Source organism: Cupriavidus sp. GW822-FHT02D05, from assembly GCF_058802485.1.
On the sequence record NZ_JBXAOE010000033.1, the window covers coordinates 1 to 13573 of the forward strand.

The window sequence follows — 13573 nt, forward strand, 5'->3', positions numbered from 1 at the left end:
TTTGTCCTCACCCTCTTTGCCGGTCAAAGAAAAGTGACCGGCAGCCCCCGCAGGGGGATGTCGTATGGCCCTTGGGTGCAATAACCATCGCCGCTGAAATAAACAGCGACCAACGCCGCAGGGCGATGTCGTCCGGCTCTTGGGCCCAAAAACCAACACCGCCAGAAAACACCCCAACACCACCCCCTATACCCCCCCTAAATCCCCCAAAGTATCCACATCCCGAAACGCCCCCTCATCCTCAGTCAGAATCCTCATCACCGGCTGCGTCTTCAACAATTCCCGCGCGCCTTCATCCCCATCAAGCTTCAGCAGGGCATCCCGCCACGCGGACCCGAATCCAACCGGATGCCCACGCCGTCCGTCGCGCCACGGTGCGGCAATCGCGTCACGTGTCGTGATCGTCAACGCCACCGCGCGCACCAGCTCGGCCGGCAGCCACGGCATGTCGGCCAGCGCCACTACCCAGCCACTGGCGCCGGGCGTGGCGGCCACTGCCGCAGCCAGCGCGGCGCCCATGCCGGCCTCGGCTGCTGCTGTCTCCAGTACCCGGCAGCCGGCAGCTTGCAATTCGGCTGCCAGCGCGGCATTGCCCGGGCGGATCACGGCTAGCGTGCCGGGCAGCACGGAGACCAGCGTGCGGGCGCTGCGGGCGGCTACGGTGTGGCCGTCGGGCAGCGTGGCCAGGAGTTTGTTGCGCTGGCCGGCGGGGTCGAAGCGGCGGCCGTAGCCGGCTGCCAGCAGGATGCCGGTGGGGGGCTCGGCAGTGTGGATGGCGCCGTTGATGGGGCCCGTCAGCGGGCTGGTCACGGGGTGGGGCTGCAGGTGCTGCCTTCGTTGGCGGCCAGTTCGCGCGCGGCCTTGGCGCCTTCTACCTGGAGGATGTCGGGCAGCGAGACGTGGTTCTTGGCGGCGACGACTTCGGCCAGGATCGAGATGGCGATCTCGGGGGGCGTGCGGCTGCCGATGTAGATGCCGACCGGGCCGTGCAGCCGCGCGAGCTGCAGGTCGTTGAGGTCGAACTCCTTGAGCCGCTCGCGGCGCGCCTGGTTGTTGCGGCGCGAGCCGAGGGCGCCGACATAGAAGGCGCGCGTGCGCAAGGCTTCCATCAGGGCCAGGTCGTCGAGCTTGGGGTCGTGCGTGACGGCGATCACCGCGCAGCGCTCGTCGAGCTTCATGTCGGTCACGGTGTCGTCCGGCATGGTGCGCACCATGGTGACGCCGGGGATGTCCCAGGTCTCGGTGTATTCCTCGCGCGGATCGCACACGGTGACCTGGAAGCCCAGGCCAACAGCGATCTGGCTCAGGTACTTCGACAGCTGTCCCGCGCCAATCACCAGCATGCGGTAGCGCGGCCCGTGAATGGTGAGCAGGGTGGCGCCGTCGAAGGCAAGGCCGTCGGTGGCCTCGGCCGGGCCCAGGGTGGCGCGGCCAGTTGCCATGTCGAGCGTGCGGGCTACCAGCTTGCCGCCTTCCACGGCGGCCAGCAGTTCGTCCAGGTGGCTATCGGCGCCGAGCGGCTCGGTCACCAGTTCGATGGTGCCGCCGCAGGGCAGGCCGAAACGGTGCGCTTCCTCGGCGCTGATGCCGTACTTGACGGCCTCGGGATGCGCGCCGGCAATGCCTTCGCGCCGTACCCGGTCGATGATGTCATCTTCGATGCAGCCGCCCGAGACCGAGCCGACCACCAGGCCGTCGTCGCGCACGGCCAGCATGGCGCCTTCCGGCCGGGGCGACGAGCCCCAGGTTCTGACTACCGTTACCAATAGCGTGCGATGGCCTTCGGCCTGCCACTTCACACTGCTTTTCAGGACTTCGAGATCCACGCTGTCCATGATCGTTTCCGCTTCGTTTCACCGTTTTGTTCATCGGGCGCGCTGCCTTCGCCGGCCGCCGCTCCGTCCTTGGCGACATTGTCATCCGTGCCTGGCTCGTCACCCTGCGCGCCGGACCCGCTCACCGCCGCCGTGAAGCGGTCGAAGAAGGTATCGGCCATCTTGCGCGCGGCAGCGTCGACCAGGCGCGAGCCGATCTGCGCGATCTTGCCGCCAACCTGGGCGTTGACCGTGTAGGTCAGCACCGTCGCGTCGCCTTCGGGGGCCAGCGTGACGGCCGCGGTGCCTTTGCCGAAACCGGCGACCCCGCCTTGTCCGTCGAACTGGATGGTGTAGCTGTCGGGCGCCTGGATGTCCTGCAGGGCCATGCGCCCCTTGAAGCGCGCCTTGACCGGGCCCACCGCGGCGGTCAGCGCCACCAGGTAGGCGTTGTCGCCGTCAGGCTCGATGCTCTCACATCCTGGGATGCATTGCTTGAGCAGCGCCGTGTCGTTCAGGGCTTCCCAGGCGGTTTGCTGCGCTACCGGCAGTTGCCGCGTCTGTGTCATTTCCATGGTTGGGGCGTCTCCTTGGTGTCCTTCATGTTTTTAATGTCTGCGGGCCTCGGCGCCGCGGGAAACGCGGGCATGGCCAGGGTGTCGCGCGCGGCCAGCAGGGATTCGAGCGCGAAAAGGCTGTCCAGGTTGTGCGCCGAGCGCAGGGCGTCCACATGCGGCAGGATGGCTTGCACGCCACGTGCCTGCGGCACGAAGCCGGCATAGCGCAGCAGCGGGTTGAGCCAGACGATGCGATGGGCGAAGCGGCGCAAGCGTGCCATTTCGGCGTCTAGCAGGTCGATGTCTTCATGGTCGAGCCCGTCGGTGACCAGCAGCACCGTGGCGCGTCCGGACAGCGTGCGGCGCGCCCACTGGCGGTTGAAGGTGGCCAGCGCGGCACCGATGCGGGTGCCGCCGGCCCAGTCTCGCACCTGGCCCGTGATGGCGCCAACCGCTTCGTCCGGGTCGCGCTCGCGCAGCCAGCGGGTGATGTTGGTCAGCCGGGTGCCGAACAGGAACACAGACAGCCGCTCGCGCGATTGCATCAGCGCATGGCAGAAGTACAGCACCGCGCGCGAGTACTGGCTCATCGAGCCGGAGATGTCGAGCAGCAGCACCAGCGGCGGGCGGCGCTCGGCGCGGCGGCGGTATTTCCAGCGCAGCCATTCGCCTTGCTGGCGTACCGCCAGCCGCGCGCTGGCGCGCAGGTCGGCGTACGGCCCGCTGGCGGCGGCGCGCAGGCGGCGCGTGCGCTCGGTGGCAAGGCGCGCGTGGCGCGCGCGGATCATGTGCTGCAGCGCGCGCCATTCTTCCGCGCCCAGGGTTTCAAAGTCGCGCTGCGCCAGGCGCTCCTGCGCGGAGAAGGTGAGCGGCGCGGTAAAGCGTTCGACATGGTCCTCGCCACGTCGGCCGGACTCGGGCGGGCGCTGGGCGGCGAGCGCGTCGGCCAGCCGGTTGTTGCGCGGCGGCGGCGGTGCGCCGGCATCCACGCGCGGCAGCAGCAGGGCGCGCAGCTTGCCCTCCCAGTCCGGGTCGCGCCAGAACAGGTCGAAGGCGGCGTCGAACAACAGGCGCTGATCGGGCCCGCTCACCATCAGGGCCGCCATGGCTGCGCGCACCTCATCGCGCCTGCCGATGTCCACGTATTGCAGCGCTAGCAGCGTATCCACAGCCTGTGCGGGCGACAGCGCAAAGCCGGCATCGCGCAGCAGCCGCACGAAATGCGTGACGTTGCGCGCCAGCATGGGCAGCGTGCCGGCGGGTGGCACGGTGGCCAGCGGAGCGTCCGGATGGAGCCGGGGCATGGCTCAGGCTCCCGGCGCCCGGCTGGCGAGCAACTCGGCCACGGTGGGGCCATCGACCCGGGCCAGGTCGTCCTGGTACTTGAGCAGCACGCCCAGCGTGTCACGCACCGATTGCGGATCGAGCTCACAGACGCCCAGCGCGGCCAGCGCGCGGCACCAGTCGATGGCCTCGGCGATGCCGGGCGACTTGAACAGGTCGATGCCGCGCAGCCGGTGGATGAAGTCGATGGCCTGGTGCTGCAGCGCGGCGGCGGCCTCGGGGGCGCGCGCGGCCACGATCTGCAGTTCGCGCTCGCGCTGGGGATAGCCCATCCATTGGTACAGGCAGCGGCGCTTGAGTGCGTCATGCACCTCGCGGGTCCGGTTGGAGGTGACGATGATGAGCGGCGGCTGCTCGGCCCGGATCACGCCGATTTCGGGGATCGACACCTGGAACTCGGACAGCACCTCCAGCAGGAAGGCTTCGAAGGGCTCGTCGGCGCGGTCGATCTCGTCGATCAGCAGCACGCGCGGGATGCCGGGCGCGGCCGGGTCGGGCAGCAGGGATTCCAGCAAGGGGCGCTTGAGCAGGAAATCGTCGTGATACAGCGATTGCGTGTCGGGCCGCTCGCCGCGCGCTTCCGCCAGGCGCAGCGCCATGATCTGGCGCGGGTAATCCCATTCGTACAGCGCGCTGGAGGCGTCGAGCCCCTCGTAGCATTGCAGGCGCAGCAAGCGCGTGCCGAGCGCGTCGGCCATGGCCCGCGCCAGCGCGGTCTTGCCCACGCCGGGCTCGCCTTCGAGGAACAGCGGGCGCTGCATGCGCAGTGCCAGGTACAGCACGGTGGCGGTTTCGCGATCGGCGAAGTACTGCTGTGCCTCCAGCAGGGCAGCGGTTTGATCGATGGACTGGGGAAGCATGGGTGCTAGCCGGTTGGCTCCCCTCTCCCACCACGTGGGAGAGGGGCTGGGGGAGAGGGCGGGCGTGCGCTCGAAGTGAACACGCCCGGCTTGGCGAGTGCCGGCGCTTTCGCTCCGGCTTTCTCCCTTATCCCTTCAACGCCTGCTCCACCGCGCGCGCCGCCAGCACCGGGATCAGGTGCGCACGGTACTCGGCGGAAGCATGCAAGTCGGTGTTCAGCTTGCTTGCATCCACCACCACCGCGCGTGCTGCCGCCGGCGTGAAGCTGGCTGCCAGCGCCTGCTCCAGCGGTGCGCTGCGGAACACGCTGTCGGCCGCGCCGGTGACCGCGACCCGCACGACCTTGCCGAACTGCGCCACCATCACGCCCACCAGCGCGAAGCGCGATGCCGGGTTGCGAAACTTGATGTAGGCGGCCTTGTCCGGCGTGGGGAAGCGCACGGCGGTGATCAGCTCATCGGGTTCCAGCGCGGTTTCGTAGAGGCTCTTGAAGAAGCTATCTGCGGCGATATTGCGGCGGTCGGTGACCACCGTGGCGTTGAGCGCGAGCACGGCCGCTGGGTAGCAGGCGGCCGGATCGTCGTTGGCGAGCGAGCCGCCCAGCGTGCCCATCGCGCGTACCTGGCGATCGCCGATGCCGTCGGCCAGCGCGGCCAGCGCGGGAATGCGCTTGCGCACGTCGGCGTTGGCCGCCACGTCGGCATGGCGTGCCGCCGCGCCGATCACTAGCTCATCGTTCTCGACACGGATATCCGCCATGCCGGGAATGCGGGCTACGTCGATCAGCGCGGATGGCGCGGCCAGGCGTAGCTTCATCGCGGCCAGCAGGCTCTGGCCGCCGCCGAGGTACTTGGCGTCGGGGTCCGCCTTGAGTTTGTCCACGGCCGCCTTGGTATCGGCGGCGCGTTCGAAATTGAATGCGTACATGATGTGCCTCCGATCTCAGTTAGGGGCCTGCGCGTGGCGGATGGCCTGCCACACGCGATGCGGCGTGGCGGGCATCTGGATGTCGTGCACGCCAAGCGGCGAGAGCGCATCCACCAGCGCATTGATGAAGGCCGGCGGCGAGCCGATCGCGCCGGCTTCGCCGCAGCCCTTCACCCCAAGCGGGTTGTGCGTGCAGGGCGTGCCCTTGGCGGTCTCAACCGTGAAGTCCGGCAGGTCGCTGGCGCGCGCCATGGCGTAGTCCATGTAGGAGCCGGTCAGCAACTGCCCACTGTCGTCGTCGTACACGCACTGCTCCAGCATGGCTTGGCCGAGGCCCTGGCCGATGCCGCCGTGTACCTGGCCTTCGACGATCATCGGGTTGATGATGTTGCCGAAATCGTCCACCGCGGTGAACTTGATCACCTTGCTCTCGCCGGTGTCCGGATCGACTTCCACCTCGCAGATGTAGGCGCCCGACGGATAGGTGAAGTTGGTCGGGTCGTAGAAGGCGTTTTCGTTCAGGCCCGGCTCCAGCTTGTCGAGCGGGTAGTTGTGCGGCACGTAGGCGGTGAGCGCCACCTCGCCGAAGGTCTTGCTGCGGTCTGTGCCGGCCACGCTGAACGTGCCGTTCTTGAACTCGATGTCGGCGTCCGAGGCCTCCAGCAAGTGGGCCGCGATCTTCTTGGCCTTGGCTTCGATCTTGTCGAGCGCCTTCATGATGGCCGAGCCGCCTACCGACAGCGAGCGCGAGCCATAGGTGCCCATGCCGAACGGCACGCGGCCGGTGTCGCCGTGCACCACTTCCACGGCATCCAGTGCAATGCCGAGCCGGTCCGCCACGATCTGCGCGAAGGTGGTTTCATGCCCCTGGCCATGGCTGTGCGAGCCGGTGAAGACGGTCACGGTGCCGGTCGGGTGGACACGGATCTCGCCGACTTCGAACAGTCCCGCGCGCGCGCCCAGCGCGCCGGCGATATTCGACGGCGCCAGCCCGCATGCCTCGATGTAGCAGGAGTAGCCCAGGCCGCGCAGCTTGCCGCGCTGCTTCGCTTCTTCACGACGCGCGGGAAAGCCTTTGACGTCAGCGAGTTCCTGCGCGCGTGCCAGGCACGGTTCGTAGTCGCCGGTGTCGTAAGTCAGGCCGACCGGGGTGGCGTAGGGGAAGTCGTGGATGAAGTTCTTGCGGCGGATTTCCGCCGGGTCCATCTTCATTTCGCGCGCCGCGGCTTCCACCAGCCGTTCCACCACATAGGTGGCTTCCGGGCGGCCCGCGCCGCGGTAAGCATCCACCGGCGCGGTGTTGGTGAACACGGCGCGCACTTCGGCATAGATCGCCGGCGTGGTGTACTGCCCGGCGAGCAGCGTGGCGTACAGGATGGTCGGCACGCTGGACGCGAAGGTCGACAGGTAGGCGCCCATATTGGCGGTGGTGTGCACCCGCATGGCCAGGAACTTGCCGTCGGCGTCCATCGCCAGCTCGGCCTTGGTGACATGGTCGCGGCCGTGCGCATCGGTCAGGAAGGACTCCGAGCGTTCGGCGGTCCACTTGATCGGGCGCTTGATCTTCTTCGAGGCCCAGGTCAGCGCTACGTCTTCCGCGTACAGGAAGATCTTGGAGCCGAAGCCGCCGCCCACATCCGGCGCGATGATGCGCAGGCGCGACTCCGGCAGGCCAAGCACGAAGGCGCCCATCAGCAGGCGCTCCACGTGGGGGTTCTGGTTCGATACATAGACCGTGTAGCTGTCGTCCTGCCGGGTGTAGCTGGCATTGACGGCGCGCGGCTCGATGGCATTGGGGATCAGCCGGTTGTTGATGATCTCCAGCGTGGTCACGTGGGCGGCCTTGGCAAAGGCGGCGTCGGTGGCGGCGCGGTCGCCGTGGCCCCAGACATAGCTGGTGTTCTCGGGCACGTCGTCATGCACCAGCGAGGTGGCCGAGGCAGCGTGGGCGGTGTTCACCACGGCGGGCAGCTCATCGTATTGCACGTCGATCTTCTCGGCGGCGTCCTTGGCTTGCTGCAGCGTTTCGGCGATGACCAGCGCGACCTGGTCGCCCACGTGGCGGGCCTTGCCCTGCGCCAGCACGGGGTGCGGCGGCTCCTTCATCGGGCTGCCGTCGATGCTGTGGATCAGCCAGCCGCAGGGCAGGCCGCCGACCTTGTCGGCCGCCACGTCGTCGCCGGTGAAGATGGCGACCACGCCGGGCGAGGCGAGTGCTTCGGTCTTGTCGATGGAGACGATGCGGGCGTGCGCGTGCGGCGAGCGCAGGAAGTAGCCGTAGCTTTGCTGCGGCAGCACGATGTCGTCGGTGTATTGGCCGTTGCCGGTGAGAAAGCGGTAGTCTTCCTTGCGCTTGACCGAGGCGCCGATCAGGTGTTGGTTGTGCTGGTTGTCAGGTGCGTTCATGGCGGTCCCCTTATTCAGCGCTGACGCCATGCATCGCGGACTGGCCTTCCTGCACCGCGCGCACGATGTTGTGGTAGCCGGTACAGCGGCACAGGTTGCCGTCGAGCTGCTCGCGGATGGCGGCGGCGTCGGCATTGGGCTGCTGCGTGACCAGGGCGATGGCGCTCATCACCATGCCGGGCGTGCAGAAGCCGCACTGCAGGCCGTGGCAGTTGCGGAAGGCTTCCTGCATGGGGTGGAGCTGGCCCTCCGGGGCGAGCCCTTCGATGGTGGTAATGCTGGCGCCATCCGCCTGCAGCGCCAGCATGTTGCACGACTTGACCGCGCGGCCGTCCATGTGCACGGTGCAGGCGCCGCACTGGGCGGTGTCGCAGCCGACATGGGTGCCGGTCAGGCGGAGTTGTTCGCGCAGGAACTGGACGAGAAGGGTGTGGGGTTCTACCTGCGCGTCGACGGCGCGGCCGTTGACGGTCAGGCGGATAGGAATCGCCATGCTTGTCTCCATGTGGGTGGACACGTGCACGACCAATCCCTGAATCCCGAAAAAACTGCGCGGGACTGGCCACGACGCGTTACTGCCGTTTGTTGGGTACGGCTATTTCGTGATGTTGGTACTGCGGTGCTGCGGTGCTGCCCGTCAATGCCTGACAATGGCCTGGCAATGTCAGGCCACGAACGTTTGGCCACGACATGCTCTAACAGTTAATCACAAATCTCCGGCGCATGCCATGCGGGTTGCCCCTTCGCCACCTGGCGCTGCCAGAGGGTGCGGACGGCGTCGGGCGCGGGCGTGCAGGATGGCGCTGCTAGAATGGCCCGCCGTCCGGCCGCCACACCGCATTCACCTCGCTCCGGCACCAGATCTCTCAATATGGAAGGCTTTATCGACTGGCTGTTCGAAACCGTTGCCCTGCCCAAGGTGGGCTTGCCGGCTATCTTCGTGGTCAGCCTGGTGTCGGCCACCTTGCTGCCCCTGGGCTCGGAGCCGGCGGTCTTCGCGTATATCAAGCTCAATCCGCATCTGTTCTGGCCGGCCATCGTCGTCGCCACGCTCGGCAATACCGCGGGCGGCGCCATCGACTGGTGGCTTGGCTACGCGGCCAAGCTGGCCGTGGTGCGCTTGCGCAAGCGGCGCCAGCAGCGCGTGCACGAGGAGGAGCACGCCGAACACCGCCGCCATCCCCGCCAGCCGCGCAAGCCGTCGCTGGATGCGCGCTACTTCCGGTGGATGCGCCGGCTGGGGCCGCCGACCCTGCTGGTATCGTGGCTCCCCGGAATTGGTGATCCTTTGTGCACTTTAGCCGGCTGGCTCCGGTTGTCATTCTGGCCGAGCCTGGTTTACATGGCGATTGGCAAGTTTCTGCGCTACCTTGCCATGACGATTGCCCTGCTCTGGATCCCGGATAGTTTCTGGCACGGCATCGCAGCCAGCCTCAAAAGCCTGTTCTAGCTAGCGCCTCTCACGGCACGGCAAGGGTAAGGCAACCCTTGCCCAAGCAAGGTTCTGCCATGTTGCGGTGCGGCGAAAGCAGGCCTTGAAGTACAATTGCCCTTTAAAGACGATCCGGCGCACCGTCCCCGTGCGCTACAGGAAGCGGTCCCCTCCCCATGAACGCCCCACTCGTGCTCGATGCCAAACTCGCCGCGCAGGATGCGCCTGCGCGCCTGCGAGAGATCCCTTATAACTACACGTCATTCTCGGATCGCGAGATTGTCATCCGGCTGCTAGGCGAAGAAGCCTGGCGTATCCTGGCCGAGCTGCGCGGCGAACGCCGCACCGGCCGCTCCGCCCGCATGCTGTACGAAGTGCTGGGCGATATCTGGGTGGTGCGCCGCAATCCCTACCTGCAGGATGACCTGCTGGAGAACCCCAAGCGTCGCCAGATGCTGGTTACGGCACTGCACCACCGGCTCTCCGAGGTGGAAAAACGCCGTGCCGCCGACCGTGCCGAGCACGCCGAGCCGGCCGCCGAGGACCGCTCCCACCGGGTCGAGCAGCTGGTCAGCTTTGCCAAGCAGGCCATCGAGGACTTCAAGCAGGAGTTCGCCAACGCCTATGACCTGCGCAAGCGCACCCAGCGCGTGCTGGGCCGCATCACGCAGAAGGACAACATCAAGTTCGACGGCCTGTCCCGCGTCTCGCATGTGACCGACGCGACCGACTGGCGCGTGGAATATCCCTTCGTGGTCCTCACCCCGGACACCGAGGAAGAGATCGCCGGCATGGTCAAGGGCTGCTTCGAGCTGGGCCTGACCATCATCCCGCGCGGAGGCGGCACCGGCTATACCGGCGGCGCCGTGCCGCTGACGCCGATGAGCGCGGTCATCAACACCGAGAAGCTGGAACAACTCGGGCCGGTCGAGCAGACCGACCTGCCGGGCGTGTCGCACAAGGTCGGCACCATTTTCTCCGGCGCTGGCGTGGTGACGCGCCGCGTGGCGGATGCGGCGGACAAGGCCGGGCTGGTGTTCGCGGTCGACCCGACCTCGATCGATGCCTCCTGCATCGGTGGCAACGTGGCCATGAACGCCGGCGGCAAGAAGGCCGTGCTGTGGGGCACCGCGCTGGATAACCTGGCCTGGTGGCGCATGGTGGATCCGGAAGGCAACTGGCTGGAAGTCACGCGCCTGGACCACAACCTGGGCAAGATCCATGACGTGGCGGTCGCCACCTTCGAGCTCAAGTGGTCGGACGGCAACCGCGCGCCCGGCGAAAAGCCGCTGCGTACGGAAACCCTGGCCATCGAAGGGCGCAAGTTCCGCAAGGAAGGCCTGGGCAAGGACGTCACCGACAAGTTCCTGGCGGGTCTGCCCGGCATCCAGAAGGAAGGCTGCGACGGCATCATCACCAGCGCGCGCTGGATCCTGCACCGCATGCCGGCGCATGTGCGCACCGTCTGCCTGGAGTTTTTCGGCCAGGCGCGCGACGCCATTCCGAGCATCGTGGAAATCAAGGATTACCTCGACGCCGAATCGCGCACCCCTGGCGGCGCCATCCTGGCCGGCCTGGAGCACCTGGACGAGCGCTACCTGCGTGCGGTGGGATACGCCACCAAGAGCAAGCGCAACGCCTTCCCGAAGATGGTGCTGATCGGCGACATCGTCGGCGACGACCAGGACGCGGTCGCCCGCGCCACCTCGGAAGTCATCCGCATGGCCAACGGCAAGAGCGGCGAAGGCTTCGTCGCGGTCAGCCCGGAAGCCCGCAAGAAGTTCTGGCTGGACCGCTCGCGCACCGCCGCCATCGCCAAGCACACCAACGCCTTCAAGATCAATGAAGACGTGGTGATCCCGCTGCCGCGCATGGGCGAGTATACCGACGGCATCGAGCGCATCAATATCGAGCTGTCGATCAAGAACAAGCTCCAGCTGACCGATGCGCTGGAAGCCTTCTTCGCGCGCGGCAACCTGCCGCTGGGCCGCAGCGACGACGCTAACGAGATCCCCAGCGCCGAGCTGCTGGAAGACCGCGTGCAGCACGCGCTGCAGCTGCTGCGCGAGATCCGCTCGCGCTGGACCTACCTGCAGGACCACCTGGATACGCCGCTGGCCACCGCGCGCGCGTCGCTGATCGGCCACGGCCTGGGCCTGCTCGGCCAGGCTTTCGAGGCGCGCCTCGAGCAGCAGCCGGATGCCACCGTGTTCCACCTGCTGCAGGACCGCACCATCCGCGTGTCCTGGAAGAGCGAAGTGCGCGCCGAGCTGCGCAATATCTTCAACGGCGGCGAGTTCAAGCCCATCCTCGACGAAGCGCAGAAGATCCACAAGCAGGTGCTGCGCGGCCGCGTCTTCGTGGCGCTGCACATGCACGCCGGCGACGGCAACGTGCACACCAATCTCCCGGTCAACTCCGACGACTACGACATGCTGCAGGACGCCCACCGCGCGGTGGCCCGCATCATGGCGCTGGCGCGCTCGCTGGACGGCGTGATTTCCGGCGAGCACGGCATCGGCATCACCAAGCTGGAGTTCCTGACCGAGGACGAGATCGGCGAATTCCGCGAGTACAAGCAGCGCGTGGATCCGCAGGGCCGCTTCAACAAGGGCAAGCTGTTGCCAGGCGCTGACCTGCGCAATGCCTATACGCCGTCGTTCGGGCTGATGGGGCATGAGTCCATCATCATGCAGCAGAGCGATATCGGTGCCATTGCCGACAGCGTCAAGGACTGCCTGCGCTGCGGCAAGTGCAAGCCGGTGTGCGCCACCCACGTGCCGCGCGCCAACCTGCTGTACAGCCCGCGCAACAAGATCCTGGCGACCTCGCTGCTGGTGGAGGCCTTCCTGTACGAGGAGCAGACCCGCCGCGGCATCTCGATCAAGCACTGGGACGAGTTCTCCGACGTGGCCGACCATTGCACGGTCTGCCACAAGTGCGTGACGCCGTGCCCGGTCAAGATCGACTTCGGCGACGTGTCGATGAACATGCGCAACCTGCTGCGCAAGATGGGGCAGAAGAAGTTCAATCCCGGCACTGCCGCGTCGATGTTCTTCCTCAACGCCACCAACCCGCAGACCATCAACATGACCCGCAAGGTCATGATCGACTGGGGCTACAAGGCGCAGCGCCTGGGCAACGACGTACTCAAGAAGTTCGCCAGGAAGCAGACCGCGCATCCGCCCGCCACGGTGGGCCGCGCGCCGGTGCAAGAGCAGGTGATCCACTTCATCAACAAGAAGATGCCGGGCAACCTGCCCAAGAAGACCGCGCGCGCGCTGCTAGACATCGAAGACAACGAGATCGTGCCGATCATCCGCGACCCGAAGCGGACTTCGCCCGAGACCGAGGCGGTGTTCTACTTCCCGGGCTGCGGCTCGGAGCGGTTGTTCTCGCAGGTGGGCCTCGCCACGCAAGCCATGCTGTGGCATGTGGGCGTGCAGACCGTGCTGCCGCCGGGCTACCTGTGCTGCGGCTATCCGCAACGCGGCAACGGCCAGTTCGACAAGGCCGAGAAGATGGTCACCGACAACCGGGTGTTGTTCCACCGGGTCGCCAACACGCTCAACTACCTCGATATCAAGACCGTGGTGGTGAGCTGCGGGACCTGCTACGACCAGCTTGCCGGGTATGAATTCGACAAGATCTTCCCGGGCTGCCGCATCATCGACATCCACGAATACCTGCTGGAGAAGGGCGTCAAGCTGGAGGGCGTGACCGGTACGCGCTATATGTACCACGACCCCTGCCACACCCCGATCAAGACCATGGACCCGACCAAGCTCGTCAACGAGCTGATGGGCGGCAATGAAGGCGGCGGCAAGATCGAGAAGAACGAGCGTTGCTGCGGCGAGTCCGGCACGCTCGCGGTGTCGCGCCCCGACGTTTCCACCCAGATCCGCTTCCGTAAGGAAGAGGAAATGACCAAGGGCGCGGACAAGCTGCGCACCGACGGCTTTGTGGGCGACGTCAAGATCCTGACCAGCTGCCCGTCCTGCCTGCAGGGTTTGTCGCGCTACAAGGAAGACGCCACGGTCACGGCGGACTACATCGTGGTGGAGATGGCCAAGCACCTGCTGGGCGAGAACTGGATGCCGGACTACGTGGCCAAGGCCAACTCGGGCGGCATCGAGCGGGTGCTGGTGTGATGGGGGAGGCGGGGGCGGTGCCACTGGTTTTCTCCCTTCTCCCGCTTGCGGGAGAGAGGGGAGCCAACCCTGGGTATTTGA

At 67.0% G+C, this 13573-nt stretch carries 10 protein-coding genes; 2 read left to right on the plus strand and 8 right to left on the minus strand.

What is annotated here, in order from left to right; genetic code table 11:
• Positions 1-186: 186 nt before the first annotated feature.
• The 8 genes from AC1RQK_RS32605 to AC1RQK_RS32640 form a co-directional block, all read right to left on the minus strand.
• The gene (locus AC1RQK_RS32605) at positions 187-810 is read right to left on the minus strand and encodes a nucleotidyltransferase family protein (protein WP_492813526.1); all 624 of its coding nucleotides are present in this window, start codon (positions 808-810) and stop codon (positions 187-189) included.
• The gene (locus AC1RQK_RS32610; RefSeq protein WP_492376387.1) at positions 807-1835 is read right to left on the minus strand and encodes an XdhC family protein; all 1029 of its coding nucleotides are present in this window, start codon (positions 1833-1835) and stop codon (positions 807-809) included. The genes AC1RQK_RS32605 and AC1RQK_RS32610 overlap by 4 nt, the downstream gene beginning before the upstream one ends.
• A complete protein-coding gene (locus AC1RQK_RS32615) occupies positions 1808-2389 on the minus strand; it encodes an SRPBCC family protein (protein ID WP_183032719.1) in 582 nt (193 codons plus the stop codon). Before AC1RQK_RS32615 ends, AC1RQK_RS32610 begins: the two co-directional genes overlap by 28 nt.
• Positions 2380-3675 (minus strand): vWA domain-containing protein, encoded by a 1296-nt coding sequence (locus AC1RQK_RS32620; protein ID WP_492813529.1) that lies wholly within the window; start codon positions 3673-3675, stop codon positions 2380-2382. Before AC1RQK_RS32620 ends, AC1RQK_RS32615 begins: the two co-directional genes overlap by 10 nt.
• A gap of 3 nt (positions 3676-3678) precedes the next feature.
• Positions 3679-4575, minus strand: a complete 897-nt coding sequence (locus AC1RQK_RS32625) for an AAA family ATPase (protein ID WP_150987835.1) — start codon at positions 4573-4575, stop codon at positions 3679-3681.
• A 127-nt stretch (positions 4576-4702) separates the two neighbouring features.
• Complete coding sequence (locus AC1RQK_RS32630) at positions 4703-5503, minus strand: FAD binding domain-containing protein (RefSeq protein ID WP_492376389.1); 801 nt, start codon at positions 5501-5503, stop codon at positions 4703-4705.
• Between the two features lie 15 nt (positions 5504-5518).
• Entirely contained in the window at positions 5519-7909 is a 2391-nt protein-coding gene (locus tag AC1RQK_RS32635; RefSeq protein ID WP_492376390.1) for a xanthine dehydrogenase family protein molybdopterin-binding subunit, read from the minus strand.
• 10 nt (positions 7910-7919) lie between these two features.
• Positions 7920-8402, minus strand: a complete 483-nt coding sequence (locus AC1RQK_RS32640; RefSeq protein ID WP_416047565.1) for a (2Fe-2S)-binding protein — start codon at positions 8400-8402, stop codon at positions 7920-7922.
• A gap of 378 nt (positions 8403-8780) precedes the next feature.
• Here AC1RQK_RS32640 and AC1RQK_RS32645 point away from each other — a divergent pair, with 378 nt between their 5' ends.
• Together AC1RQK_RS32645 and AC1RQK_RS32650 are read left to right on the plus strand one after the other, a co-directional pair.
• Positions 8781-9359, plus strand: a complete 579-nt coding sequence (locus AC1RQK_RS32645; protein WP_492376392.1) for a YqaA family protein — start codon at positions 8781-8783, stop codon at positions 9357-9359.
• Between the two features lie 158 nt (positions 9360-9517).
• A complete protein-coding gene (locus tag AC1RQK_RS32650; RefSeq protein ID WP_492813532.1) occupies positions 9518-13492 on the plus strand; it encodes a DUF3683 domain-containing protein in 3975 nt (1324 codons plus the stop codon).
• Positions 13493-13573: the final 81 nt, after the last annotated feature.